Consider the following 26,723-nt stretch of genomic DNA (forward strand, 5'->3'; position numbering starts at 1 on the left):
AGCCAACCTTGAAAGGAGTGACACCATGCAACAGTCCCACGCCTACAACGATGCCAGCCTGGCCCTGACCACCCGCATTCTTGACATCAAGGCACGCAAAGGCCTGTCGTGGCAGGATCTGGCCGACGACACCGGTCTGAGCCTGGCCTACGTCACCGCTGCCCTGCTCGGCCAGCACCCGTTGCCGCAAGACGCCGCGCAAGTGGTCGGCGACAAACTTGAACTGGACGCCGACGCCATCGCCGCCCTGCAGATCATCCCGCTGCGCGGCAGCCTCGCCGGCGTGCCGACCGACCCGACCATCTACCGCTTCCACGAGATGATCCAGATCTACGGCACTACCCTCAAAGCCTTGGTGCACGAGCAGTTCGGCGACGGCATCATCAGCGCCATCAACTTCAAGCTCGACATCAAGAAAGTCGAAGACCCGGAAGGCGGCTCCCGCGCCGTTGTCACCCTCGACGGCAAGTTCCTGCCGCTGCGTCCCTTCTGATCCATCCCGGCCCGCACCCTCGGTGCGGGCCACCCCACACTTTCATTGCAACCCTTCCCCAATTCGTCTGGAGGCTGCCCCATGCAAAAAATTCTGCTGGCCCTTGCTCTGCTTGCCGGCCTGTCCGCTCAGGCCCACGCCGATGAAGACGCCGTCGCCTACCGCTACGGCATGCAACTGGACATCGCCCAAGTACTGAGCATCACCCCGGTTGCCGACGTCTGTGGCGTGGTGCCGGTGGAGATGACGTATCTGGACAGCAACGGCGGCAAGCACATTCTTCAATACAGCGAATTCGGCAACGGTTGCTCCAACTAAGAGGACTGCACCATGAAAAGCCTGATCGACGGTTTCCTGAAGTTCCAGAACGAAGCCTTCCCGCAACGCACTGAACTGTTCAAACACTTGGCGACCACCCAACAACCCGGAACCTTGTTCATCACCTGCTCCGACAGCCGTGTGGTACCGGAACTGCTGACTCAGCAAGAACCCGGCGAGCTGTTCGTGATCCGCAACGCAGGCAATATCGTGCCGTCCTACAGCCCGCATCCGGGCGGGGTTTCGGCAACGGTGGAATACGCAGTGGCGGTGCTGGGTGTGACTGACATCGTGATCTGCGGCCACTCCGACTGCGGCGCGATGACCGCGATTGCCAAGTGCAAATGCATGGATCACCTGCCAGCGGTCAGCGGCTGGTTGCAACACGCCGAGTCGGCGAAAGTGGTGAACGAGGCGCGCCCGCATGCCAATGACGCGGCCAAATTGAGTTCGATGGTGCGCGAGAATGTGATCGCGCAACTGGCGAACATCCAGACCCACCCGAGTGTGCGCCTGGCACAGGAGAAAGGCCTGTTGAACCTGCATGGCTGGGTGTATGACATCGAGACAGGCTCGATCGATGCACTGTCGGCAGACCGCCGCACATTCGTACCGCTGGCTGAGCAGCCAGCGACTTGCGCGGTGCAGGCAAACACCACCGCAGCGGCGTGAAGGAGAACACTGCAACTCTGTGGCGAGGGAGCAAGCTCCATCGCCACAGCCATGGTGTTCACATCAGCGTTTTACGCTCAGATCAACTTGAGTCATGCGGCTGCGAACCGTGAACACCCCATCCCCCGACAGAATCGCACTGCGCGCAAACAAGCGCCCGCTTTCCCAGTTCGAAAGCCCCAGTTCCGGCTTGTTTAGCGCGTATTGACCGTCCACCCAACGGGTAATCCCGTTACCCACAAACGGCGCATTCACCGCGTTGTAAAAACGCTCCTGAACAGCAGCCTCCTCGCTGATCAGCGACACCGTGAATTGCGGGCTGTAGCGGTTGAACAGAGCAGTTGCCTGCTCCAGATCATCGACAATCATCAGGCTGACTTCCGGGGTTTCTTCCCACTCCCACTCGCGGCCCAGCTCGGACTCCGCCAGCGCTTCGGCCAGGGCTTCGGTCTGATAACCCTCGGCGCGATAGACCTCCACCGTCGCGTTCTGCCAGTCAGCCGGCAGATAACTTTCACTGCCGTCGACGATGTGCAATTTGCAGCCCTGCCCGCGCGCGGCACCGGCCTGTTGCAGGGCGTCGAGGAACAGCGGCAGCAGTTCGGCGGCACGATCACGTTGGATCAGGCAGACATTCAGCGTATTGCAGACTTTGCGATCCAGCGAGTTGCGCACCACGGCGGCGAAGCGGCTGGCGTCGGCGTCACGATCAGCAATCAGCCACGCGCCACCGGTGCCGTGCAGACTGACCGCCGTGCCCGCCTGCTGGGCGATGCTGCCCAACTGACTGACTGCACGGCCTGACCCCCGGGCCACCGCCAGCGACAAACGCCGGTCAGCGAACATCGCCCAACCGGCGGCGTGATTGACGCTTTCCACCAACGACACCGCACCGGCGGGCAAGCCAGCCTCTGCCAGCGCAGGGTCCAAAGCGTGAGTGACGATCGCTTGCGCCGTGCCCAACGCATCGCTGCCGATGCGCAACACCGCGGTATTGCCAGTGCGCAAGACCCCGGCGGCGTCGGCGAAGACGTTCGGCCGCCCTTCAAACACGAAGGCGACGATGCCCAGCGGCGACACCACTTGCTCGACCTTCCAGCCGTCGTGTTCGACGCTGCTGATGACCTTGCCGCGCGTGGCCGGCGCATCCCGCCAGGCACGCAGGCCGGCGATCATGTCGCGGCGCATGCGCTCGTCGGCGAGCAGTCGGGTGGTGGAGCGGCCACGGGCCTTGGCGCGCTCGATGTCGGCCAGGTTAGCCGCTTCGATCAAGGCCCAGCACGCCGGGGTTTGCAGGCGTTGCGCAAACAGATCGAAAAAGCGGCTGATGGCCTCGTCGGACACCGACGACAATGCAGTGAAGGCCGCTTCTGCACGTTCGATTGCCACCGCAGCGGCCTGTTGATCGATGACCGGAATCAGCAACAGTTCGCCACTGACCTGCTCGACCAGCAGGTGGTCACCAGGCTGAAACCGCGCGGCCAGTTCGGGGCTGACCACGGTCACGCGGTTACCAGCGAAAGGGATCGGCGTGCCAGCGACTAGACGTTCGAGCGCAAGAGACATGAAGCGGATTCACCATAGGAGGGGCGGCCGGAAAATGTAGCGGATTCTTCGCTGAAACACACCTACCGGAAACACCACAAGACCTAATGGGAGCGGGCTTGCTCGCGAAGAGGCCGGTACATTCAATATTCATGTTGATTGTACCGACGCCTTCGCGAGCAAGCCCGCTCCCACAGGGGTTTGTGGTATTTGGCGAATCGGTCAGAACACCGACCAGCCAATCCGCGAACTGAGCATCTCCAGCGCCGCCATCCCCGCCAGCGAATTGCCGGCGGCGTTAAGCTCCGGCGACCACACGCACACCGTGAACTGCCCCGGCACCACCGCGACAATCCCGCCGCCGACCCCGCTCTTGCCCGGCAGACCGACGCGGTAAGCAAAGTTGCCCGCCTCGTCGTACAAACCACTGGTGGCCATGATCGAGTTGACTTGCTGGGTCTGGCGCCGGGTGAGGATCTGTTCGCCGCTGTGTTTGCAGAAACCGTCGTTGGCGAGGAAGCAGAACGCCCGCGCCAGGTCGATGCAGTTCATGCGCAATGCGCAGTGGCTGAAGTAACTGCGCAGCACCGCTTCGACGTCGTTGTGAAAGTTGCCGAACGATTGCATCAGGTACGCCATCGCTGCGTTGCGGGCGCGATGCTGATACTCGGACTCGGCAACCTTGCCGTCGACGATCACCTGCGGATTGCCCGACAGGCGCCGCACGAAGTCACGCATCGACAAGGCCGGCGCGGCGAAGCGCGATTGGTTGATGTCGCAGATCACCAGTGCCCCGGCGTTGATGAACGGGTTGCGCGGGCGTCCGCGCTCGAACTCCAGTTGCACCAGCGAGTTGAACGGCTGGCCGGACGGCTCGTGACCCAGACGGTCCCAGATGGCCTCGCCGGAATGCTCGATGGCCTGCACCAAGCTGAACACTTTGGAAATACTCTGCACCGAGAACGGCGTCTCGGCGTCGCCGGCGCAATACATTTCGCCGTCGTTGCCATACACCGCAATGCCCAGTTGATTGGCCGGCACAGTGCCGAGGGCAGGAATGTAATCAGCCACTTTGCCCTGCCCGATCAGGGGCCGGACTGCGTCAAGAATCTCGTTCAACAGCGCTTGCATGCCGGGTTCCGAAGTCTCGCCCCATGGGATTGCGGGGACACTGGGGCTAGACGCTGCGCAACTGCAACGAATCACACTGGCTGACACACTGAAAATCCAAATGCGCGAGTGATGGTGAATGAAGGTTTTGCGGCTGGCCGAGATCAAGAGTGGGAGTGGGCTTGCTCACGAAAGCGCCGGCACAGCCAGCATCGATGTCGCCTGACCTGACGCCTTCGCGAGCAAGCCCGCTCCCACAGGGGATTGTGGGTGGATGAAGGTTTTGCGGCTGGCCGAGATCGAAGGTGGGAGTGGGCTTGCTCACGAAAGCGCCGGCACAGCCAGCATCGATGTCGCCTGATCTGACGCCTTCGCGAGCAAGCCCGCTCCCACAGGGGATTGTGGGTGGATGAAGGATTTGCGGCTGGCCGAGATCAAAGGTGGGAGTGGGCTTGCTCACGAAGGCGCCGGCATATTCGGCATTGATTTCGACTGACCTGGCGCCTTCGCGAGCAAGCCCGCTCCCACAGGGGATTGTGGGTGGATGAAGGTTTTGCGGCTGGCCGAGATCGAAGGTGGGAGTGGGCTTGCTCACGAAAGCGCCGGCACAGCCAGCATCGATGTCGACTGACCTGACGCCTTCGCGAGCAAGCCCTCTCCCACAGGGGATTGTGGGTGGATGAAGGTTTTGCGGCTGGCCGAGATCAAGGGTGGGAGTGGGCTTGCTCACGAAGGGGCCGGCATATTCGGCATTGATGTCGACTGACCTGACGCCTTCGCGAGCAAGCCCTCTCCCACAGGGGATTGTGGGTGGATGAAGGTTTGCGGCTGGCCGCTCCCACGGGGTTTCGCGCGTTAGCTGAACTCAGTGTGCGCCGTCCAGCCCCGCCAGCAGCGCGCTGTCACGACTGTAGATGTCCGGCGCATAGCGCACCTGCCCGTCACTGCCGACCTGCGCCGTCCAGTAGGTCATCAGGATCGGGACGGGGGCCGACAGGCGGAATTCGTGGGTGCTGCCGGTCGCGAGCAAGGTGTCGGTACGAGTCCGTTCCGCCGGGGTCAGCAACAGGTCACGCAGTTGCATCGGGTGTTCGACCCGCACACACCCGGAGCTGAACGCGCGCGGGCCTTTGTCGAACAGTGCCTTGCTCGGCGTGTCATGCAGGTACACCGCAAACGGGTTGGGGAAGCGAATGACCATCTGCCCTAGCGGGTTACGCGGTCCGGCGTCCTGGCGCAGCATGATGTTGCCGGGGTTGTCCCAGTCGATGTCCGCCGCAGCCAACGGCTGGCCGTGGGCGTCGAGCACTTGCAGGTTCTGGCGACTGAGGAAGGTCTGGTCCTTGCGGATTGCCGGCAGCTTGTCTTCTTTCCAGATGGTCGGCGGCACGGTCCAGGTCGGGTTCAGGGTCAGGCGCGTGACCCGGGATTTGAGCAATGGGGTCTGCCGTTCGGCGCGACCGACCTGAGTGCGGGTCTGCCAGACCGGCCGACCACCCTGATACAGGGTCAGCTCGGCAGCGGCGACGTTGACCAGCAAGCCATTGGGCTCCATGTCCTGGGCCAGCCAGCGGAAGCGTTCGAGGTTGACCCGCAACTGTTCGCGGCGCGTCAGCGGACTGATGTTGAGCTCGGCGATCGTCCCCGGCCCGACCACCCCGTCGGCCTGCAACGAATGGTTGGCCTGGAAGCTTTTCACCGCCTCCACCAGCACACCGTCATAGGCATTGCCGGGGGTGCCGATGGCGTGGGTGAGGTAGCCTTCGTTGAACAGCCGCTGGGCCAGTTCCGGCACGCGCTTGTCTTCCATCGCCGGGCGCAGCAACGGGCCGTTGCCTACCGACTGCCAGTGCGGCAAGGCTTGTTGCCGTTGACTGGCGTAGAGATGACGCAGGCTTTGGTATTGCGCCAGACGCGGACGCGCCTGATCGAACGCGGCCTTAATGTCCTGCAGACCAGGCACGGCGATGGCGAGCAGCTCGGCCTGACGATCGCGCGGGGTATCATCGGCATGCCACAACGGCTCGAAATGCGACTGCAGCAGACGACCGTAATGCAGGTCCTGCAAGGCTTGGAGGTAATAGCGGCTGATGTCGATATCGGCGCACAGCTCGCCGTCCTGCGGCGGATTGACCGCCACCGGGTAGCGTTTCGGATTGAGTCCATCATCGGCCAACAACTGCAATTGTCCGCGCAAGGCCGGCAAACGCCCTGACTCGCTGGCCCATACCGGCAGCCAGTCCTGTTGCTGGTAGAACGCCTGCAGTTGCGCCAGCGCCGGGCCGCTCAGGTGCGCGGCAATCGCCGGGCACGCCTGCGGTAAACCGATCAATACCGCTTGCAGCGGACTTTGCGGTTCGACCGGCATTTGCGCCGGTGGCGTCGGCAGCGTCTGCAACGGCGGCAGCGCCTCGTCGGCACAAGCGACAAACGGCGCAGCGAGCAAACAAATGCTCAAGTAGCATGCGTACTTTTTGAACAACTGCTTTACTCCAATCCGTGGCCGTCTCAATGACGGCAACCTTACATCAGGTGCGCTGAACAGTCAGGCCCGAAACCGGGGTCTGTTGGGTATGACTGGGAGTCAGGAGCCAAAGTGCCAAATAAGTAGCAAGTGAGGACACTTTATAAATGTTGACGTTTTTGCGCCGACTTCTGCTGACCACCGCGACCCTCGTCGTGGTGAGCAGCCCAGCTTTCGCCGCCGGCAAGCCATCGCCGGTTCTCTTTACCAGCCTCGCGCACGCCGCGCCGGAACTCAATCCCCAGGCGCTGAAAGGTGCCTTGAACGCCATGCAATGCGCGGTCAACAACGGTGCGAAACCGTCCCGTCACCTGGCGATCATCGATTATTCGCAGCCTTCCACCGCGCGCCGGCTGTGGATTTTCGATTTGAGCAGACAGAAACTGGTGCTGCGCGACCTGGTCGCCCACGGCTCCAACTCCGGGGAAAACTTCGCCACCCAGTTCTCCAACCGCGAAGGCAGTTACCAGTCCAGCCTTGGCCTGTTCCGCACGCAGGAAAGCTACAAGGGAACCCACGGTTATTCGCTGCGCATGGACGGTCTGGAGCCGGGTTTCAATGACATGGCCCGCGACCGGGCCATCGTGATCCACGCCGCCGATTATGTGAATCCGTTATGGAGCAAGCGTCAGGGCCGGATCGGTCGCAGCCAGGGTTGCCCGGCGGTGCGTCCGCAAGTGGCACGGCAGGTGATCGATAAACTCAAGGACGGCCAGTTCATGTTTTCCTGGTACCCGGACCAGCGCTGGCTGAAATCCTCGCCGTACCTCAACTGCCAGCCGCAACAGGTGGCGAGCATCTTGAGCACCCACGCCAGCTGACAAACACGCCTCATTCAATTGTTGGAGCGAGCCTGCTCGCGAAGAGGTCCTGTCAGTCGACCTTTGTGTTGACTGACACGGCACTTTCGCGAGCAAGCTCGCTCCCACAGATGATCCGGGTTCGGCTGACGATCAGGGCCATGACCATCAGCGCCGCCGCTACCCCGAACGTACTGTGCAAGCCGCTGCCGATGACTTCGGCCGGGGCTTGCGTCGGGTCTCCGGTAGCGAATGCGAACACCGCCCCCATGACCGCCGCGCCGGTGATCAAGCCCAGATTGCGCGCCAGCCCGAGCAGGGCCGAGACCACGCCGCGCTGAGCCTGACTGACCGTACTCATCAACCCGGTATTGTTCGCCGCCTGGAACATTGCGTAACTGCTGGCAATTACTGCCATCGGCAATAGATAAGCCGCCAGGCCGAAACGCGTCGGCAACGCCGCCAACAAACTGCAACCGCCAGCCAACCCGAGCAACGCGCCGGGCACCACCCGCCGCGCACCAAAGCGATCCACCAGACGCCCGGCCGGCACACCGCCGCACGCTGCCAGCAGCGGCCCGACCGACAACGCCAGGCCAACCACGGTGCTGCCCAGTCCCAAGCCCCGGCTCAGGTAAAACGGCCCGACCACCAGCGTGGTCATCATCACCGTCGTCACCAGGAACGTCAGCGCCAGGCTGCTGCTCAGTCGCGGATCGGCGAACAGTGACAATCGAATCAGCGGTGCCTTGGCTTTCATCTCGACCCCGACAAACACCCCGACGCCACACAGGCTGATCAGCAGCAACATCAGCGTGTAGCCGTCGAGCGTCATCGCCAGCGCATAGGCCGCCAACGTCAACACCAGCACCACGGTGCCGAGGCAGTCAAACGCGACAGCCGATTTCGCCGACCGATCAGCCGGCAGATAGCGATAAACCAGCCACGCATTGAGCAGGCCCAAGGGCACGTTGAGGACAAAGATCGACGGCCAGCCGACATTAGCAATCAGCAGCCCACCCAGCGATGGCCCTAGGCTGGTGCCGGTGGCCGACATGGTCGCCAACAGGCCCATCGCACTGCCCGCCCGCGCCTTGGGTACCGCGTCCGCCACCAGCGCGATCGTCAACGCAAACATGATCGCCGCGCCAAGGCCCTGCACCGCCCGGGCGCCGATCAACCAGCCCAGTCCCGGGGCCAGCGCGCAGCACAACGAAGCGCTGGTAAAAATACCGATCCCGATCAACAGCAGTCGCCGTCGACCGATCCCGTCCCCGAGCCGCCCGACGCTGACAATCAACGTGGTGACCGCCAGCAGGTACGCCAGTACGATCCACTGCACCTGTTGAAACGTCGCATCGAACGCTGCGGCCAGCGTCGGCAAGCCGGCATTGGCGATGCTGGTGTCCAGCGACGGCATCAACATCGACAACGCCAGACTGGTCAGCGCCCAGCGGGCTTGAGGGGGCAAGGCAGATTCGGACATCGGGCGCTCCTGATGCAAAGGTCAGACGGCATAGCCTGAGTCTCGACAACGCAAGGCGCAAGACGCATGCTTTGCACTTGATACCTGCATGGAACGCCACGTCATGAGCACACCGGATCTGAACCTGTTGATCACCCTCGACGTGTTGTTGCGCGAAGGCAGCGTCGCACGCGCCGCGCAAATTCTGCGGCTGAGCCCATCGGCCATGAGCCGCGCCCTCGCCCGCCTGCGCGAAACTACCGGTGATCCGTTGCTGGTCAGGGCTGGTCGTGGCCTGGTGCCGACCCCGCGTGCGTTGGAGTTGCGCGAGCGGGTCAGTGGCCTGGTGCAGGAAGCCGAGGCGGCTTTGCGCCCCGCCGAGATACTCGATCCCGGCCAGTTGCAGCGCACCTTCACCCTGCGCAACACCGACGGCTTTGTTGAAACGTTCGCCGCCGCCCTGCTCGCCCGCATCGCAGACGAAGCGCCCGGCGTGCGCCTGCGGTTCGTGCAGAAAGCCGACAAGGACAGCACGCTGCTGCGTGAAGGCCGGGTGGACCTGGAGACCGGTGTGGTCAACGACAGCACCGACCCGGCGCTACACAGTCGCATCCTGTTTCAGGATCACTGGATCGGCGTGGTCCGTGAAGGTCATCCGTTGAGTGCGGGCAAGATCAGCAGCAAACGCTTTGCCGGCGGCCAGCACATTCTCATTTCACGCCGCGGACGCAGCAGTGGCCCGGTAGACGAAGCGTTGCTCGCCTCGGGACTGACGCGGGACATCGTCACCTCATTCGGCGGCTTCTCTGCAGCGCTGACGTTGGTCCGCGAATCGGACCTGATCGCCACCGTTCCCGAGCGTCACACCAGCAAACTGCGCACCGGCCTGCACAGTTTTTCCCTGCCCTTCAAAATGCCGCCGATCTGCGTGTCGATGCTCTGGCACCCGCGCATGGACGCCGACCCGGCGCATCGCTGGTTGCGCAACTGTGTACGTGAAGTCTGCGTCTAGCGCGCATCACCGCCGACCGGTTTGTAGAACAGGAATTTGCCGACCTCGGCGGTCTTTTTGTATTCCTTGGCCCAGCTCGGATGCACGTTGCGATCATGAAAGTACAGCGCGCCATGGGTGCGATCCGGCAACTGGCGGTTGAGTGCCTTGCCGGCGATATCCTTGGCCAACGTGTATTCGGTGTCTTCCTTGACCTGATCCGCCTTGCCATCGCACCACCAGGAAAACTGACAACTCTTGGTTTCCGAACCCTGTTTGACCACTTCGCACACCGTACCGGGGAAGCCGTCGTGGCCCAGACGGTTCATCACCACATTGGCCACTGCTTCCATTTCCGGCGTGTCGCGGCCCTTGGCTTCCCAGTAGATACTGCGCGCCAGGCAGGTGATCGGATCGTCCAGCGGCGCGGTGCCTGCCGGGTCTACGGCTTGCACTTCAGTCGGGGTGATCGCTTCGGATTTGGGTGCCGGCGCCGCGCTGACCTTGTCGGCGGCCTTCTCTTCCAGCACCTGAGCCTTCTCTTCGGCCTTCGCCTTGATGGGGGCCTGCTCGGTGGCGCCCACAACGCCGGTCAGCAGGATGAATGCAAAACAACCAGCCAACCCTTTCAATCGCATGGCAGTTCTTCCGGTAGCGCCCGATGCGGGCAAGGTGTTTCGTCGGTGAGACGCCCGGTTTCCGGGGGCCTCGGCTGAGTGTAGACGGCAAATGCCTGCACGATGTTCCGCAGAAAAACCGCTCGATGAAGAAAAAGACATTGCACTGACCGGGGGCCTTTCGCGCATCATGAGCGCATTGCGCTCAAGGGAGATTTCCATGCGTTTCATGCCATCCGTCTTGCGTTTTGCCGCACTGTCCGTGGGCCTGGCCGTCGCCGCCTCAGCCATGGCCGCCGACGAGTCGCAACTGATCGAGTCAATCAATGCCTACCGCAGCCAACCGCAGCGTTGCGGCAGTCAGGCGTCCAACGAACTGCCACCGCTGTCGGCCGACCCACGACTGAGACTGCCGGCCACCGGTGCGGTCGATCTGCAACAAGCGATGGCCAGCGCCAGTTACCCGATGGTCAACGTACAGGCGATCACCCTCAACGGTCCGCGTGATGCGACGTCGGCGATGAAGGCGATTCAGGAGAGTTTCTGTCAGGTGGTGCTGGATCCGCAGTTCGTCGATGTCGGGGTCAGCCGCGCCGATCGCGACTGGCGCATTGTGCTGGCGCGACCGTTGCTGTCGGCGAAACTGGGCGATGCGCAGAGCGAAGGCCAGAAGTTGCTCGAACAGCTCAATGTTGCGCGCGCCCAGCCGCGTCAATGCGGTGGCCAGGCCTTTGCCGCCGCCGCACCGTTGGCCTGGAACACAAGCCTGGGCAGCATCTCTCAGGATCACAGCCGGGACATGGCCAACAACAATTACTTCGACCACAAGGACCGCGACGGCCGCACCCCGGGCGACCGCGCGGAACTGGCCGGCTACAGCGGCCAACTGGTCGGCGAAAACATCGCCGCCGGGCAAGACACCGTGCGCAAAGTCGTCGACGGCTGGCTCGCCAGCCCCGGCCATTGCGCCAACCTGATGAACCCGCAATACAAGGAACTCGGCGCCGCCTACGCAACCGATCCGAAAAGCAGTGCCGGGATCTACTGGACCGCGATGTTTGGTGCGCAATAACTCCCCCTCATAAAACACTGAAAACCCAATGTGGGATTGGTGGCGGATGAAGTATGCGGGGCTGGCCGAGATCAAAGGTGGGAGTGGGCTTGCTCACGAAAGCACCGGCACAGCCAGCATCAATGTCGACTGACCTGACGCCTTCGCGAGCAAGCCCGCTCCCACTGGGGATTGGTGGTGTATGAAGGATTCGGGGGCTGACCGAGATCAAAAGTGGGAGTGGGCTTGCTCACGAAAGCGCCGGCACAGCCGGCATCGATGTTGACTGATCTGACGCCTTCGCGAGCAAGCCCGCTCCCACTGGGGATTGTGGGTGGATGAAAGATTTGCGGCTGACCGAGATCAAAGGTGGGAGTGGGCTTGCTCACGAATGCGCCGGCACAGCCAGCATCAATCTCGACTGACCTGACGCCTTCGCGAGCAAGCCCGCTCCCACAGGGGATTGGTGATGGCTGAAAGATTTGCGGCTGGCCGAGATCCAAGGTGGGAGTGGGCTTGCTCACGAATGCGCCGGCACAGCCAGCATCAATATCGACTGGCCTGACGCCTTCGCGAGCAAGCCCGCTCCCACCGGGGATTGGTGGTGGACGAAGAATTTGCGGCTGGTCGAGATCAAAAGTGGGAGTGGGCTTGCTCACGAATGCGCCGGCACAGCCAGCATCAATATCGACTGACCTGACGCCTTCGCGAGCAAGCCCGCTCCCACTGGAGATTGGTGGTGGATGACGGATTTGCGGTTGGCCGAGATCAAAGGTGGGAGTGGGCTTGCTCACGAAAGCGCCGGCACAGCCAGCATCAATATCGACTGGCCTGACGCCTTCGCGAGCAAGCCCGCTCCCACTGGGGATTGCATTTATTCTGTGGTAATCCGCTGGATGTGCATCCAGAGTTCAAACCCAGATTGCGTCCCATAATGGATAGTCACCGAGTTTTTTCACCAGTCCGGCCCGCAGTGGATTAGCGACTACATAGCGCGCCAGTTTCACCAGGTCCTCCTCTCGACGTAAAGCATGGTCATGAAAACTTTGCTGCCAGAGGCTTCCCGTTCTACCGGCCGCCTCGTTGATTGAATGAGCACTCAAGGATTTGACCTGGCACATCAATTGACCGAGTGTTCCTTTTTGCAACTGAATCAGCCAATGAAAATGATCCGGCATGACCACCCATGCCAATGTGTCGGCAAACCCTTCCTCCTGCGCCAGTCTGAACTGGTTCACGACCAACCGGCCTAGTCTGTAATCCGTGAACACAGGCTCGCGTCCCAGAGTATTGGCGGTTAGAAGGTAGATTCGATTTTCTTCGCAATGACGACCAGTTCGCAGGCGATGTGATGAGTAATGTTCGGGCATTCCTTTGCCTTGTTGATGGTTGAATTCAGAAAGGCTAGATCAGCCAGCACCATGCGCCGCGCATGCTTATTGACGGGATGTGTCTGCGACCGAGATCAAGGGTGGGAGTGGGCTTGCTCACGAATGCGCCGGCACAGCCAGTATCAATATCGACTGACCTGACGCCTTCGCGAGCAAGCCCGCTCCCACAGGGGATTGGTGGTGGATGAAGGATTCGGGGGCTGACCGTGATCAAGGGTGGGAGTGGGCTTGCTCACGAAAGCGCCGGTACAGCCAGTATCAATATCGACTGGCCTGACGCCTTCGCGAGCAAGCCCGCTCCCACAGGGGATTGGTGGTGGATGAAGGATTTGCGGCTGACCGAGATCAAAAGTGGGAGTGGGCTTGCTCACGAATGCGCCGGCACAGCCAGCATCAATATCGACTGACCTGACGCCTTCGCGAGCAAGCCCGCTCCCACTGGGGATTGGTGGTGGATGGAGGATGCGGGGCTGGCCGAGATCCAAGGTGGGAGTGGGCTTGCTCACGAAAGCGCCGGCACAGCCAGCATCGATGTCGACTGACCTGACGCCTTCGCGAGCAAGCCCGCTCCCACTGGGGATTGGTGGTGGATGGAGGATGCGGGGCTGGCCGAGATCCAAGGTGGGAGTGGGCTTGCTCACGAAAGCGCCGGCACATCCAGCATCAATGTCGACTGACCTGACGCCTTCGCGAGCAAGCCCGCTCCCACTGGGGATTGGTGGTGGATGAAGGATTCGGGGGCTGACCGTGATCAAGGGTGGGAGTGGGCATCGGTGATGTTCAGTATTGCGGCCACAAAAAACCGGAGCCAATGGCTCCGGTTTTTTATTGTCAGTGGGTTCTCATTCCCGCTGCATACATCGCCAGTTTCAGCAGGCTCGCGACCACCGCCAGCGATACCACGCTGCCCAGCCAGATCAACAACAACCAGCCAAGGCGCTTGTACCAGCGGCTGGACCCGGCCTCACGCGAATCAATGGTAGCCATCGCCAATCCTCACTTTTCCGCGGAATACGTAGTAGCTCCAGAAGGTGTACATCAGGATAACCGGCAGGATGAACAGTGCGCCGATCAGGGCGAACAACTGGCTCGATGGCGGTGACGCCGCGGCCCACAGGCTCACCGACGGCGGGATGATGTTCGGCCAGATGCTCAGCGCCAGGCCTATGTAACCCAGCAGCATCAACACCAAGGTGAACACGAACGGCCAGTGCGTGTGACGCTGACGCAAGGTGCGCAGCAGCCCGAACAACGCCAGCAGCGCCAGCACCACCAGCCCGGCGAACACCATCAAATGCCCATGGCTCGACCAGCGCATGGCCAGTTCCGGGTGCAGTTGCAGGGTCCACACGCCGATCACCACCACCATCGCCAGCAGCAACCACGCCAGTGGACGGGTAAACAGACGCATCCGCGATTCAAGCATGCCTTCGGTCTTGACCAGCAACCAGGTGCTGCCCAACAGCGCATAGGCCACCACCAGACCGACACCGCACACCAGCGGGAACGGCGCCAGCCAGTCGAGGCCACCACCGGCAAACTGCCGATCCACCACGGGAATGCCCGACACGTACGCGCCAATCACCACGCCTTGGGCGAACGTCGCCAGCAGCGAACCGCCGATGAACGCCTTGTCCCACCAATGGCGCTTCTGCGGCGAAGACTTGAAGCGAAACTCGAACGCCACGCCACGGAAAATCAGCCCGCAGAGCATCAGGATCAGCGGCAGGTACAGCGCCTCCAGAATCACCCCGTAGGCCAGCGGAAACGCGCCATACAACGCCGCGCCGCCGAGGATCAGCCAGGTTTCGTTGCCGTCCCACACCGGGGCGACGGTGTTCATCATCACGTCGCGCTCCTGCTCATCCTGGATCAGCGGAAACAGGATCCCCAGGCCCAGATCGAAGCCGTCCATGATCACGTACATCATCACCCCGAAGGCAATGATCACACCCCAGATCAACGAGAGATCGATACCTTGAATACCCATGACTCAATGCTCCTTCATCGGGACGGTGGCCGCCGACAGTGGCCGGCGCGGGGTCTGCAACTCATCGCCCTGCGGTGGATGTTCGTGATGCGGCTGCGGCCCCTTGCGCACCAGTTTCATCATGTAGCCTATGCCCACGGTGAATACCGTGCAGTAGATCACCACGAACAGCAGCAGCGAGGTGCTCATCTGCGCCACCGAGTGGTGAGAGGCGGCGTCATGAGTGCGCATCAAACCGTAAACCACCCACGGCTGACGCCCGACTTCGGTAGTGATCCAGCCGGCCAGCAGCGCAATCAACCCGCTCGGCCCCATCAGCAATACCAGGCGCTGAAAGCCGCGATGCTGATAGAGCTTGCCGCCACGGCGCAGCGCCAGCCCCAGCACACCGACAAGGATCATCAACATGCCCAGCCCGGCCATCACGCGGAAGCTCCAGAAGATGATGGTCGAATTCGGCCGATCCTCTTTCGGGAAGCTCTTGAGCGCCGGGATCTGCTTGTCGAGGCTGTGGGTCAGGATCAGGCTGCCCAGGTACGGGATTTCCAGCGCGTACTTGGTCTTCTCAGCCGCCATGTCCGGGATGCCGAACAGCACCAGCGGCGTCGGACCGTTGTCGGCGTTTTCCCAGTGGCCTTCGATGGCAGCGATTTTTGCCGGTTGATGCTCCAGGGTGTTCAAGCCATGGGCGTCACCGACCACCGCCTGAATCGGCGCAACAATCAGCGCCATCCACAACGCCATGGAAAACATCTTGCGCACCGGCGCCGTGTTGTTGCCGCGCAGCAAATGCCAGGCCGCCGACGCGCCGACGAAGAACGACGTCGCGACGAACGCGGCAATCGCCATGTGGGCCAGACGGAACGGGAACGAGGGGTTGAACACGATCGCCAGCCAGTCCAGCGGCATCACCCGACCGTCGACGATTTCGAAGCCCTGCGGGGTCTGCATCCAGCTGTTGGAGGCGAGAATCCAGAAGGTCGAAATCAACGTGCCGATGGCGACCATCACCGTGGCGAAGAAGTGCAGGCCACGGCCGACGCGGTTCCAGCCGAACAGCATGACCCCGAGGAAGCCGGCCTCAAGGAAGAACGCCGTCAGCACTTCATAGGTCAGCAACGGCCCGGTGATGCTCCCGGCGAAGTCGGAAAACCCGCTCCAGTTGGTACCAAACTGATACGCCATGACCAGCCCCGAGACCACGCCCATGCCGAAGTTGACGGCAAAGATCTTCGACCAGAAGTGGTAGAGATCGCGGTAAGTGTCGTTACGGGTTTTCAGCCACAAGCCCTCGAGTACCGCAAGGAAACTCGCCAGGCCGATGGTGATCGCCGGGAAGATAATGTGGAACGAAACCGTGAACGCGAATTGAATTCGCGCCAGGTCCAGTGCCTCCATGTTGAGCATGATGATGTCCTCATCCAGGCTGAAAAGCGGCAGCACGTCGCCGGGCCACCGCCAGGCGTGAACGCCTGCAGCCAGTCAAATTGCCAGTGTTTTTATCAGTAGCGGGTCAGGCCACCGACGACGGGATCAGGTTGCTGACCTTGGCCGCTTCGAGACGAATCGCGACGAATTTCGAGGTCGGCGTGTAGGTCCGGTCGCCGTAGCTTTCCAGCGGTACCAGCGGATTGGTTTCCGGGTAGTACGCCGCCGCCTGGCCGGGCGGAATGTCGTAGGCGATCAGGGTAAAACCGCTGACCCGACGCTCGCGCTCGTCATCCCACAGCGCCACCAGATCGACCTTCTGCCCCGGTTCGAAACCGAGCCGCTGGATGTCCTGCTCGTTGGCAAAGATCACGTCGCGCATGCCGTAGACCCCGCGATAACGGTCGTCGAGGCCGTACAGCGTGGTGTTGTACTGATCGTGCGAACGCATGGTCTGCAGGATCAGATGCGGCTTGACCGGCAGGTTGCGCACACCTTCGCTGATCAGGTGTTCCGGCAGCACGCACGGGGTGAACTGGGCTTTGCCGGACTCGGTGTTCCAGACCCGGTCCGAGGCGTCGTTGCCAAGGTGGAAGCCACCCGGGATCAACAGTTTCTCGTTGAAGTTCTCGAAGCCCGGTATCACGTCGGCGATCAGGTTGCGGATGCGCCCGTAGTCGCCCACGACCCACTCCCAGTCGATTGGATGTTTGCCCAACGTGGCGGCGGCAATCCCGGCAATGATCGCCGGCTCGGACTTCAAGTGCGCCGACTTCGGTTTCAGTTGACCGAACGACAGATGCACCATGCTGAAGGTGTCTTCCACCGTCACGCCTTGCGGGCCTTCGGCCTGGATATCGATGTCGGTACGGCCCAGGCATGGCAGGATCAGCGCGTCACGCCCGGTGACCAGATGGCTGCGGTTGAGCTTGGTCGAGATGTGCACGGTCAGGTCGAGTTTGCGCATCGCTTCGTGGGTGCGCGGGGTGTCCGGTGTAGCTTGGGCAAAGTTGCCGCCCAGACCGATGAACACCTTGGCTTCGCCACGCTCCATGGCACCGATCGCCATCACTGTGTTGTGGCCGTGCATGCGCGGCACTTTGAAGTTGAAGCGGTTTTCCAGCGCGTCCATCAACTCCTTGGGTGCCAGTTCGTTGATGCCCATGGTGCGGTCGCCCTGCACGTTGCTGTGACCGCGCACCGGCGACAGACCGGCACCCGGGCGACCAACGTTGCCGCGCAACAGTTGCAGGTTGATGACTTCCTGCAGGGTCGGCACCGAGTGCACGTGTTGGGTCAGGCCCATGGCCCAGCACATGATCACGCTCTTGGCGCGGCCATACATGCGCGCCGCCAGTTCGATGTCGTGCAACGGCACACCGGACTGCTCGACGATGTGCTCCCAGCTCGTGGCGTCGACTTCGGCCAGATAGCTGTCCAGACCTGAGGTGTGCTCAGCAATGAACGCGTGGTCGAACACCGGTTCGCCGCCGCTGGCCTGAGCCTCGCGCTCCCACTGCAGGAGGAATTTGGCCATGCCGCGAATCATCGCCATGTCGCCACCCAGCGCCGGGCGGAAGTACGCGGTGTTGGTCGCTTCCCAGCCGTTGCTGAGCATCTCGATCGGGTTCTGCGGGTTCTGGAAACGCTCCAGGCCACGCTCCTTCAACGGGTTGATGCACACCACCTGCGCGCCGCGCTTCACCGCTTCACGCAGCGGTTCGAGCATGCGCGGGTGGTTGGTGCCGGGGTTCTGGCCGATGACGAAAATCGCGTCGGCGTGGTGCAAATCCTCGTAGACCACGGTGCCTTTACCGACGCCGAGGGTCTCGCCCATGCTCACCGCACTGGCTTCGTGGCACATGTTCGAACAGTCGGGGAAGTTGTTGGTGCCAAAGGCGCGGACGAACAACTGGTAGAGAAACGCCGCTTCATTGCTGGCCCGGCCCGAGGTGTAGAACTCAGCCTCGTGCGGCGATTTCAGGCCCTTGAGGTGTTCGGCAATCAGCGCGAACGCGTCTTCCCAGGTGGTTTCCACATAGCGGTCAACCCGCGCGTCGTAGCGCATCGGATGAGTCAGGCGGCCCTGATACTCCAGCCAATAATCGCTCTGTTCAGCCAGGCTCGACACCGTGTACTTGTGGAAGAACGCCGGGTCGACCAGGCGGCCCGTGGCTTCCCAGTTCACCGCTTTGGCGCCGTTCTCGCAGAACTTGAGCATGCTCGCGCCGGGGGCTTCCCCCCACGCACAGCCCGGGCAGTCGAAGCCGCCGTTCTGGTTGGTCTTGAGCATGGCGCGGATGTTTTTCAGGGCGTTTTCACTGCCCAGCCAGCTTTTGGTCAGGCTGATCACAGCCCCCCAACCGGCAGCGGCACCCTTGTAAGGTTTGTAACGGTCGACTTGTGACATGGGACATCTCCATGACGATGCACACAGGCATGAACCTGATCTTGGTTAAACAGCGACGGCCGACTTTGCACAGCAATAAAGCGGTCGTTTCAGTTGCCGGATCAAGGATATGAACCGATACAAAATATTGTCTAATCGCTATTTATGACCACATTATCGAAACCGTCTATCACGGCGAAAAACCCTTTATTCACGGGAACTTGCGAAACTAAAGCGACAACTTTAAATGAGAAATAATTCATCATCGATGCAATCAATCAGCCGTTCATTAACAGTGATTGGACGCCCTCTGAAGTTGCCCATAACCTGCGCCAACTTGTTCCGTTAATGCGGACTTCTCACTTCTGCGAGGCTGTCATGTCAGAGCGTGTCTTGATCGATGGTTACAACCGCCGCGTCGACTATCTGCGCATGTCGGTCACCGACCGCTGCGACTTCCGCTGCGTCTATTGCATGGCCGAAGACATGCAGTTTCTGCCGCGCCAGCAGGTACTGACGCTGGAAGAGATCTATCAGCTGGCGCAGAGCTTCGTGGCACTGGGCACCCGCAAAATTCGCCTGACTGGCGGCGAGCCGTTGATTCGCCCGGGCGTGGTCAAGCTGTGCGAGCAGATCGCCGCCCTGCCCGGCCTGCGCGAACTGTGCATGACCACCAATGGCTCGCAACTGGGCAAACTCGCGGCGCCGCTGTTCGACGCCGGGGTCAAGCGCCTGAATATCAGCCTCGACAGCCTAGACCCCGAGCGCTTCAGGCAAATGACCCGCAACGGTGATCTGGCGCAGGTGATCAGCGGCATCGATGCCGCGCGCAAGGCCGGTTTCACCCGAACTAAACTCAACGTCGTGGTGATGCAGGGGCGCAACGATCAGGAGATCAACGATCTGGTGAGCTTCGCCATCGACCGCCAGCTCGACATCTCCTTCATCGAGGAAATGCCGCTGGGGATCATCAGCGAACACAGCCGGGCGGAATCGTTTTACTCCAGTGCCCAGGTGCGCGAGAAAATCGCCGAACGCTACACCCTGATCGACTCCGCCGAGTCGACCCAAGGCCCGTCGCGCTACTGGCGCGTGGCCGAGGCGCCGGACATTCGCCTGGGCTTTATCTCGCCGCACAGCCACAATTTCTGCGGCACCTGCAACCGGGTGCGGCTGACGGTGGAGGGGCGCCTGCTACTGTGTCTGGGTAACGAGCATTCGGTGGACCTCAAAGCTGTGCTGCGCGCTCATCCGGGGCAACCGCAACGGCTGGAAAAGGCCATTATCGAGGCGATGAAACTCAAGCCGTACCGCCACAATTTCGAAGTGAACGACGACGTCCAGGTCGTGCGCTTCATGAACATGACCGGCGGTTGAAACCGCCCTCACCCTGCGTAACCGGGATCGCCCAGCATGATCATCAGACCCAAGGTCAACCAATTCGCCATCCTCTTCACCCTCAAGGGTTCGATTGCCAAACGCATCGCCCTGCGCACCCTGATGGTCACCTTGCTGGCCTCGGCCATCGTGCTGATTGAAATCCTCCACCCGAGCAACTTCACCAAGGTCAATGCCACGCCGTTCACCTTGCTCGGGCTGTCGCTGTCGATCTTCATGAATTTTCGCAACAACGCCTGCTACGACCGCTGGTACGAAGCGCGCAAGGCCTGGGGGGATGTGCTGGTGCACATTCGCTCGGTGATCCGCGAAACCCATGTCATCCGCGAATCGGTGCAGCGCAAGCCGTTGCTGCTCAATCTCTGCGGGTTTGCCCATGCGCTGAATGCGCGGTTGCGCCGGGAAAGCGAAGCGGCGGCCAGCCGTGCGTGGATCACGCCGCAACACGATACGCAGGTGCCGGATTACAGCGGGCGGATTCTGCAGCAGGTCGGCCAGCAGTGTTCCGACCTGCATCAGAGCGGTGAGTTGACCGAGTGGCGCTACATGCTCCTGGCCAATCACCTGACCAGCCTGACCCAGGCGCAAGCGGTGTGTGAACGGATCAAGAACACTCCGCTGCCCTTCCCCTACACCTTGCTGCTGCACCGCACGATCTACCTGTTCTGCATCCTGCTGCCGTTCGCCATGGCCGAGCCGCTGGGCTGGCTGACGCCGTTGTTCACGGCGATTGTCAGCTACACCTTCTTTGGTCTGGATGCGATTGCCGATGAACTGGAAGACCCATTCGGCCGCGACGAAAACGACCTGGCAACAGACTCGCTGGTGCGCACTATCGAGCGCGATATCCTCTCTGAGCTGGGTGTGGCAGATCTGCCACCGATGCTGATGCCGGTCGACTACGTCCTGAGCTGAGCCTGCATCTGCGTTGACAGGACAACGGCGATCGCGAGCAGGCTCACTCCTACAGGTCTGAGGTACACCCGCAAAATGGTCGAACCCCCTAAATCAAAATGTGGGAGCGGGCTTGCTCGCGAAGAGGCCATGTCAGCCACCGCATATGCTGACTGACGCTCCGCCTTCGCGAGCAAGCCCGCTCCCACATGGGCCGGCGCTGCACCAGTGGCCCAGACACCACCCGATTAAAACGGTGGGAGCGGGCTTGCTCGCGAAGAGGCCATCTCAGCCACCGCACATGCTGACTAACACACCGCTTTCGCGAGCAGGCTCGCTCCCACATGAACCGGCGCTACACCAGTGGCCCAGACACCGCCCAACTAAATTGTGGGAGCGAGCCTGCTCGCGAAGAGGCCATGTCAGCCACCGCACACGCTGACTGACACTCCGCCTTCGCGAGCAAGCCCGCTCCCACATGGGCCGGCGCTGCACCAGTGGCCCAGACACCACCCGATTAAAACGGTGGGAGCGGGCTTGCTCGCGAAGAGGCCATCTCAGCCACCGCATATGCTGACTGACGCTCCGCCTTCGCGAGCAAGCCCGCTCCCACATGGGCCGGCGCTGCACCAGTGGCCCAGACACCACCCGATTAAAACGGTGGGAGCGGGCTTGCTCGCGAAGAGGCCATGTCAGCCACCGCATATGCTGACTGACACACCGCTTTCGCGAGCAGGCTCGCTCCCACATGGGACGGCGCTGTGCCAGTGATTCTGGCACCACCCGATTAAAACGGTGGGAGCGGGCTTGCTCGCGAAGAGGCCATCTCAGCCACCGCACATGCTGACTAACACACCGCTTTCGCGAGCAGGCTCGCTCCCACAGGTTTGATTGGTGTCGGGGTCAGAACAGTTCGCTGAAGGGAATGAAGCGCAGCGGGTCGCCAATGCTGTGAGTGCTGTTTTCCGGCACTTCCACCAGGCCATCGGCCCAGGTTGCACCGAGCAGGACGCCAGAGCTTTGATTCGGATACAGCACCGCATTCCCCGCCTCCAGCCGTACACGCAGGTATTCACGACGACTGCCTGGCTTGTGCCAGTCGAATCCGGCATTCACCGAAAAGCTCAGCGGCATGACGTCTTCCACGCCCTGGATACGCAGCAGATACGGCCGCGCCAGCAGCCCGAAGGTCACCAGTGCCGAGGTCGGATTGCCCGGCAGGCCGATCACCGGCACCGTGCCGAAATGCCCCACGGTCAACGGTTTGCCTGGCTTGATCGCCAGTTTCCACAGCAGCGGTTTGCCATCCTCGCGCAGCACCTGCCCGAGGCAATCGGCATCGCCGGCAGACACGCCGCCCGTGGTCAGGATCAGGTCGGCCGCCACTTGCAGTTGCTCAAGCTTGAGCCGCGTCTGGGCCGGGCGATCCGGGAGTATTCCGGCGTCGATCACTTCGCAGCCCAGCTCACGCAACCAGTGACCGAGCAACACACGATTGCTGTTGTAGATGCTGCCGGGGCGCAGTGGCTGGCCCGGTTCGACCAGTTCGTCACCGGTCGACAACAGTGCCACGCGCGGGCGACGCACCACGTGCAGTTGCGCCAGCCCTTGCCCGGCGGCGACCGCCAGTTCGAATGGCCCAAGGCGTTTGCCGGCACGCAGCAGGATGTCACCCACGCGATTTTCCTGACCTTGCGCGCGGATGTTCTGCCCCGCCTTCAGCGGCTGCAAGAAACGCACGCGGCCGTCCTCCAGCACCTCGACGTTCTCCTGCATCTCGACGCAGGTGGCGCCGGGCGGCAGCGGTGCACCGGTAAAAATCCGCGCGCAGGTGCCAGGCAACAGGGCGTCCGGCGCCAGCCCCGCGTAAACCTTTTGCGACACTTTCAGCGGCTGGCGATGCAGGTCGGCGAGATTGAGCGCGTAACCGTCCATGGCACTGTTCGGCCACGGTGGCAGATCGAGTGTCGCTACCAGATCACTGGCCAGTACCCGTGCGCGAGCAGCATCGAGCGACAACAACTCGCTGTCGGCCAGACGTTGCTCATCGGCCATGCCCAGCAACTGGTCGAGGGCGTCCTCGACCGGCATCAAGGGTGCCTTGCTCATCCGCGCGGCCCGCAGGCTTGCACTGCCTTGAGGTGTGGCACGAAGTTGCACGGGCGATGACGGTTATCCAGTTGCTCGGCGAGAATACCCTCCCATGCGGTACGACAGGCGCCGGTCGAGCCCGGCAGGCAGCACACCAGCGTGCCGTTGGACAGTCCGGCCAGCGCTCGGCTTTGCACGGTAGACGTGCCGATGTCGAGAATCGAAATCGCGCGGAACAACTCACCGAAACCATCAATCTGTTTGTCGAGCAAGCAGGCCACTGCTTCCGGTGTGCTGTCGCGACCGGTGAACCCGGTGCCGCCGGTGATCAGCACCACCTGAATATTGTCGTCGGCAATCCACTGAGCAACCTGGGCGCGAATCTTGTACAGATCATCCTTGAGCAGATTGCGCTCACTCAGGGTATGGCCGGCCTCCAACAGACGACTGACCAGCAACTGGCCGGAGGTATCGCTGGCGTAATCGCGGGTATCGCTGACCGTCAGCACGGCAATGTTCAGGGGGACAAACAGGGCATCCGCTTTCGCGCTCATGGGACTCTCCGGCAGTAGTTGATCACATTGCCCAGCAGCCTAAGTGCCACTTATGAGTACTGTCTAATCACTCTAACCAACCACATTATCGACCCGCTCTATCGGTCCCGTTGACCTCGACCAACGCCTTTGAAATCATGCGCGATAGAGCTGATCGATAGGCTTTTCAATTCTTCCGATTGGACGCCAACACAGTCAGGTGAGATCGTCTCGCCTCGCGTTTTCCGTGCGCTGCGCGCATCTGCGTCAATACTCATTCCAATTTCTCAACGAGCAGGTGCCATCGTGGACATTAAACAACTCAAGTTCCTGATCGCACTGGACGAAACCCGCCACTTCGGCCAGGCCGCCGCCCGCTGCCACATCACCCAGCCGACCCTGTCGATGCGCCTGCGTAATCTGGAAGATGAGCTGGATCTGGTGCTGGTCAATCGCGGTCAGCGCTTTGAAGGTTTCACTCAGGCCGGCGAACGGGTGCTGGCCTGGGCGCGCACGCTGCTGGCAGCCCACGACGGCCTGTTCGCCGAAGCGGCGGCGTGCCGCGGGCAACTGGTCGGTAGCCTGCGTCTGGGGCTGGTGCCGCTGAGCAGCTTCAATCCGGTCAATTACATTCAGGGTTTGTCCGCGACCTACCCCGAGCTGAAATTCAGTCTGTCATCGCTCAGTTCCAACGAGATCATCGAGGGGCTGGGCAACAACCAGCTCGATCTGGGCGTGTGCTATCTGGACCACGTCAACCCGAACTACTTCGAGTTTTTCGAGATCGGCGAAACCCGTGTCGGGCTGCTTTACGACAATCGTCACTACCATTTCGAAGGCTCGGAAATGAGCTGGGAAGACGCCGCCGAACTGCCGCTGGGGATGATCACTACCGGCATGCATTACCGCAAATCCATCGACCTGAGTTTCCGCAGCCGCGGGCTCAATCCGCAGCCGATTCTGGAAAGCGATTCGACCTATCAGCTGTTGCAGGCGATTCACCAGGGCTTCTGCTGCTCGATCATGCCGCTGGACAGCGGGCTGGAAGAGCCGATCGAACATTTGTCGTTCATGCAGTTGCCGGACGCCAGTGTGCTGGCGCCGCTGGGGCTGGTGATGCGCAAGACCGAACCGCGGTCGGCGATTGCCGAGAAGTGTTTTGCCGAGGCACGCAAGCTGTTCGGGGTTGAAGCACCGGTTGTTTGAGTGACCTGTCCAGACATTGATGTTGGATGTCAGGCCGTCTTCGCGAGCAAGCCCGCTCCCACAGCTGGAATGCATTTCAACTGTGGGAGCGGGCTTGCTCGCGAAGAGGCCAGCACAGCCACTACAAATTCCGGATAGGACCGTGGTGATCGACCAACCCAATCACCAGATCGGAACAAGCGATTGGACGCATTTTTAACACCCCCGTAGCCTGATCCCACTTCAGCGCTTCGGGACTTTCAAGATGCTGTGCCAAGTTGATCCAACTGCCGAACCGGGCGATGCCAACGCCCCCGCGCCGCAACCGTCACAGGTCGCGTTTCGCGAATACCTCACGGACGCCTCGCTCTCGCACGCCGCCCTGGCCTCGGAAATCGCCCTGTCGATCACCTTCAATGGCCTGAGCCAGGCGGTGATGATGGTCTCGCCCGGCAACCTCGAAGATTTCATCCGCGGCTTCAGCCTGAGCAACGCGATCATCGACAGCGTCAACGAGATCTACGACATCCGCCTGAGCCATTTCGATCAGGCCTGTCAGGCTGATGTGCAGATCAGCAGCCGTGCCTTCTGGGCACTGAAAGATCATCGTCGGCAGATGGCCGGCACCAGCGGTTGCGGCCTGTGTGGCGTCGAAGCGCTGGAGCAGGCACTGCCCCGACTGGACATCCTGCAACCCTGCGCACTGCCACCGGCCGCGCATTTCGACGGCATCCGCCAACGCATCGAGCAAGCCCAACAACTGGCTCGCAGCAGTGGCGCCCTGCACGCGGCGCTGTACTTCGATGCCAGCGGTGAAGCGCTGCTGTGCCGTGAAGACATCGGCCGGCACAACGCCCTCGACAAACTGATCGGCGCGATGCACCTCACCGAAGTCGATGCGCGCCACGGCTTCGTGGTGGTCACCAGCCGGTGCAGCCTGGAACTGATCCACAAAGCAGTGCGCGCCCGCCTCGGCACCCTCGTCAGCCTGTCCGCCCCCACGGCGTTGACCGTGCGCTGGGCGCTCAAGCACCGGCTCAATCTGATCCACGTCCCGCACCGCAACGCCCCCCGAATCTACAGCCCGATCCAGGAGCTTTCGCCATGAGCAACACCCTCACCCACCTCGACGATCAGGGTCGCGCCAACATGGTCAACGTCAGCGACAAGGCGCCGACCCGCCGCGAAGCCACCGCACAAGCCTGGGTGCAGATGCGCCCGGAAACGCTGCAGATGATCCAGGCCAACGGCCACCCCAAGGGCGACGTCTTCGCCGTGGCGCGGATCGCCGCAATTCAAGCTGCCAAACGTACCCACGAGCTGATTCCGCTGTGCCACGCACTGCTGCTCAGTTCGATTCACGTCGAGCTCAAGGCCTGCGAACCCGACCGCGTGCAGATCACCAGCACTTGTCGCCTCACCGGCCAGACCGGGGTCGAACTCGAAGCCCTGACCGCCGCCAGCGTCGCGGCGCTGACCATTTACGACATGTGCAAGGCCGTGGACCGGGCGATGGTCATCGGCGACATCCGCCTGCTCAGCAAACAGGGCGGTCGCTCCGGGCACTTTCAATGGGAGAACGCGCAATGATCCTGATCAACTACTTCGCCAGCTACCGTGATCGCCTCAATCTGGGCGGCGAGAAAATCCCGCTGACCGACAATCTGCGCAGCATCGAGGACGTGCGGCAGATGCTCATGGCCCGTGGTGAGGAATGGCGCGAAGTGCTCGGTGCCGGCAACCTGATGTGTGCGTTGAATCAGGAGCTGTGCCAACCGAGCGCAGCCATCGAAGACTTCGACGAGATCGCGTTTTTTCCACCGGTCACCGGGGGCTGA

At 61.8% G+C, this 26,723-nt stretch carries 25 protein-coding genes; 12 read left to right on the top strand and 13 right to left on the bottom strand.

Annotation, left to right across the window (positions count from 1 at the left end):
• The first annotated feature begins 25 nt into the window (after window positions 1-25).
• The 3 genes from cynS (at window position 26) to AC0J41_RS15120 (ending at window position 1,483) form a co-directional block, all read left to right on the top strand.
• Window positions 26-493: a cyanase gene (gene cynS / locus AC0J41_RS15110; protein WP_025111354.1), complete on the top strand. Its 468-nt coding sequence runs from the start codon at window positions 26-28 to the stop codon at window positions 491-493.
• Window positions 494-574: 81 nt separating this feature from the next.
• Window positions 575-811, top strand: coding sequence for a DUF2790 domain-containing protein (locus tag AC0J41_RS15115; protein WP_025111353.1), 237 nt, complete (start codon window positions 575-577; stop codon window positions 809-811).
• Window positions 812-823: 12 nt separating this feature from the next.
• Entirely contained in the window at window positions 824-1,483 is a 660-nt protein-coding gene (locus AC0J41_RS15120; RefSeq protein ID WP_025111352.1) for a carbonic anhydrase, read from the top strand.
• A 63-nt stretch (window positions 1,484-1,546) separates the two neighbouring features.
• On the opposite strand, the gene AC0J41_RS15125 is transcribed toward AC0J41_RS15120, so the two are convergent.
• The 4 genes from AC0J41_RS15125 to AC0J41_RS15140 form a co-directional block, all read right to left on the bottom strand.
• Window positions 1,547-3,049 carry an aldehyde dehydrogenase family protein gene (locus tag AC0J41_RS15125; protein WP_473012886.1) on the bottom strand — a complete coding sequence of 501 codons (1,503 nt, stop codon included), beginning with the start codon at window positions 3,047-3,049 and terminating at the stop codon, window positions 1,547-1,549.
• 201 nt (window positions 3,050-3,250) lie between these two features.
• A complete protein-coding gene (gene glsB / locus AC0J41_RS15130; protein ID WP_102357949.1) occupies window positions 3,251-4,159 on the bottom strand; it encodes a glutaminase B in 909 nt (302 codons plus the stop codon).
• Window positions 4,160-4,205: 46 nt separating this feature from the next.
• A complete protein-coding gene (locus tag AC0J41_RS15135) occupies window positions 4,206-4,733 on the bottom strand; it encodes a hypothetical protein (RefSeq protein ID WP_473012887.1) in 528 nt (175 codons plus the stop codon).
• Between the two features lie 270 nt (window positions 4,734-5,003).
• Entirely contained in the window at window positions 5,004-6,620 is a 1,617-nt protein-coding gene (locus tag AC0J41_RS15140) for a L,D-transpeptidase family protein (protein ID WP_473012888.1), read from the bottom strand.
• Between the two features lie 149 nt (window positions 6,621-6,769).
• Here AC0J41_RS15140 and AC0J41_RS15145 point away from each other — a divergent pair, with 149 nt between their 5' ends.
• Window positions 6,770-7,483, top strand: a complete 714-nt coding sequence (locus AC0J41_RS15145; protein WP_025111348.1) for a murein L,D-transpeptidase catalytic domain family protein — start codon at window positions 6,770-6,772, stop codon at window positions 7,481-7,483.
• A gap of 52 nt (window positions 7,484-7,535) precedes the next feature.
• Here AC0J41_RS15145 and AC0J41_RS15150 read toward each other — a convergent pair whose 3' ends face one another.
• Window positions 7,536-8,948: an MFS transporter gene (locus AC0J41_RS15150; RefSeq protein WP_473012889.1), complete on the bottom strand. Its 1,413-nt coding sequence runs from the start codon at window positions 8,946-8,948 to the stop codon at window positions 7,536-7,538.
• A gap of 103 nt (window positions 8,949-9,051) precedes the next feature.
• Here AC0J41_RS15150 and AC0J41_RS15155 point away from each other — a divergent pair, with 103 nt between their 5' ends.
• Window positions 9,052-9,939 (top strand): LysR family transcriptional regulator, encoded by an 888-nt coding sequence (locus AC0J41_RS15155; RefSeq protein WP_473012890.1) that lies wholly within the window; start codon window positions 9,052-9,054, stop codon window positions 9,937-9,939.
• On the opposite strand, the gene AC0J41_RS15160 is transcribed toward AC0J41_RS15155, so the two are convergent.
• Window positions 9,936-10,556, bottom strand: coding sequence for a cell wall hydrolase (locus tag AC0J41_RS15160; RefSeq protein ID WP_025111345.1), 621 nt, complete (start codon window positions 10,554-10,556; stop codon window positions 9,936-9,938). The two genes, AC0J41_RS15155 and AC0J41_RS15160, sit on opposite strands and share 4 nt — an antisense overlap.
• 199 nt (window positions 10,557-10,755) lie before the next feature.
• Between AC0J41_RS15160 and AC0J41_RS15165 the strand changes: the two genes are divergently transcribed.
• Window positions 10,756-11,607 carry a CAP domain-containing protein gene (locus AC0J41_RS15165; protein ID WP_025111344.1) on the top strand — a complete coding sequence of 284 codons (852 nt, stop codon included), beginning with the start codon at window positions 10,756-10,758 and terminating at the stop codon, window positions 11,605-11,607.
• 890 nt (window positions 11,608-12,497) lie between these two features.
• On the opposite strand, the gene AC0J41_RS15170 is transcribed toward AC0J41_RS15165, so the two are convergent.
• The 5 genes from AC0J41_RS15170 to AC0J41_RS15190 form a co-directional block, all read right to left on the bottom strand.
• The gene (locus tag AC0J41_RS15170; RefSeq protein WP_473012891.1) at window positions 12,498-12,956 is read right to left on the bottom strand and encodes an REP-associated tyrosine transposase; all 459 of its coding nucleotides are present in this window, start codon (window positions 12,954-12,956) and stop codon (window positions 12,498-12,500) included.
• 852 nt (window positions 12,957-13,808) lie between these two features.
• Complete coding sequence (locus AC0J41_RS15175) at window positions 13,809-13,964, bottom strand: DUF2474 family protein (RefSeq protein WP_473012892.1); 156 nt, start codon at window positions 13,962-13,964, stop codon at window positions 13,809-13,811.
• Entirely contained in the window at window positions 13,951-14,967 is a 1,017-nt protein-coding gene (cydB, locus tag AC0J41_RS15180) for a cytochrome d ubiquinol oxidase subunit II (protein WP_473012893.1), read from the bottom strand. Before cydB ends, AC0J41_RS15175 begins: the two co-directional genes overlap by 14 nt.
• 3 nt (window positions 14,968-14,970) lie before the next feature.
• Window positions 14,971-16,374 carry a cytochrome ubiquinol oxidase subunit I gene (locus AC0J41_RS15185; RefSeq protein ID WP_473016008.1) on the bottom strand — a complete coding sequence of 468 codons (1,404 nt, stop codon included), beginning with the start codon at window positions 16,372-16,374 and terminating at the stop codon, window positions 14,971-14,973.
• Between the two features lie 106 nt (window positions 16,375-16,480).
• A complete protein-coding gene (locus AC0J41_RS15190; protein WP_473012894.1) occupies window positions 16,481-18,805 on the bottom strand; it encodes an FdhF/YdeP family oxidoreductase in 2,325 nt (774 codons plus the stop codon).
• A gap of 357 nt (window positions 18,806-19,162) precedes the next feature.
• Between AC0J41_RS15190 and moaA the strand changes: the two genes are divergently transcribed.
• The gene (gene moaA, locus AC0J41_RS15195; RefSeq protein WP_473012895.1) at window positions 19,163-20,161 is read left to right on the top strand and encodes a GTP 3',8-cyclase MoaA; all 999 of its coding nucleotides are present in this window, start codon (window positions 19,163-19,165) and stop codon (window positions 20,159-20,161) included.
• A gap of 36 nt (window positions 20,162-20,197) precedes the next feature.
• The gene (locus tag AC0J41_RS15200; RefSeq protein WP_473012896.1) at window positions 20,198-21,097 is read left to right on the top strand and encodes a bestrophin family protein; all 900 of its coding nucleotides are present in this window, start codon (window positions 20,198-20,200) and stop codon (window positions 21,095-21,097) included.
• Between the two features lie 882 nt (window positions 21,098-21,979).
• Here the strand turns inward: AC0J41_RS15200 and AC0J41_RS15205 are convergent.
• Together AC0J41_RS15205 and moaB are read right to left on the bottom strand one after the other, a co-directional pair.
• A complete protein-coding gene (locus AC0J41_RS15205) occupies window positions 21,980-23,185 on the bottom strand; it encodes a molybdopterin molybdotransferase MoeA (protein WP_025111336.1) in 1,206 nt (401 codons plus the stop codon).
• Window positions 23,182-23,721: a molybdenum cofactor biosynthesis protein B gene (gene moaB / locus AC0J41_RS15210; protein ID WP_473012897.1), complete on the bottom strand. Its 540-nt coding sequence runs from the start codon at window positions 23,719-23,721 to the stop codon at window positions 23,182-23,184. Before moaB ends, AC0J41_RS15205 begins: the two co-directional genes overlap by 4 nt.
• 285 nt (window positions 23,722-24,006) lie before the next feature.
• Here moaB and AC0J41_RS15215 point away from each other — a divergent pair, with 285 nt between their 5' ends.
• The 4 genes from AC0J41_RS15215 to AC0J41_RS15230 all read left to right on the top strand — a co-directional run bounded on the left by AC0J41_RS15215 (window position 24,007) and on the right by AC0J41_RS15230 (window position 26,723).
• Window positions 24,007-24,906, top strand: coding sequence for a LysR family transcriptional regulator (locus tag AC0J41_RS15215; RefSeq protein WP_025111334.1), 900 nt, complete (start codon window positions 24,007-24,009; stop codon window positions 24,904-24,906).
• Between the two features lie 244 nt (window positions 24,907-25,150).
• Window positions 25,151-25,993 carry a formate dehydrogenase accessory sulfurtransferase FdhD gene (fdhD, locus tag AC0J41_RS15220; RefSeq protein WP_473012898.1) on the top strand — a complete coding sequence of 281 codons (843 nt, stop codon included), beginning with the start codon at window positions 25,151-25,153 and terminating at the stop codon, window positions 25,991-25,993.
• Complete coding sequence (gene moaC / locus AC0J41_RS15225; protein WP_473012899.1) at window positions 25,990-26,475, top strand: cyclic pyranopterin monophosphate synthase MoaC; 486 nt, start codon at window positions 25,990-25,992, stop codon at window positions 26,473-26,475. The genes fdhD and moaC overlap by 4 nt, the downstream gene beginning before the upstream one ends.
• The gene (locus AC0J41_RS15230; RefSeq protein ID WP_025111331.1) at window positions 26,472-26,723 is read left to right on the top strand and encodes a MoaD/ThiS family protein; all 252 of its coding nucleotides are present in this window, start codon (window positions 26,472-26,474) and stop codon (window positions 26,721-26,723) included. The genes moaC and AC0J41_RS15230 overlap by 4 nt, the downstream gene beginning before the upstream one ends.

The sequence above is a fragment of the Pseudomonas sp. Arb-4-2C genome (assembly GCF_055755015.1).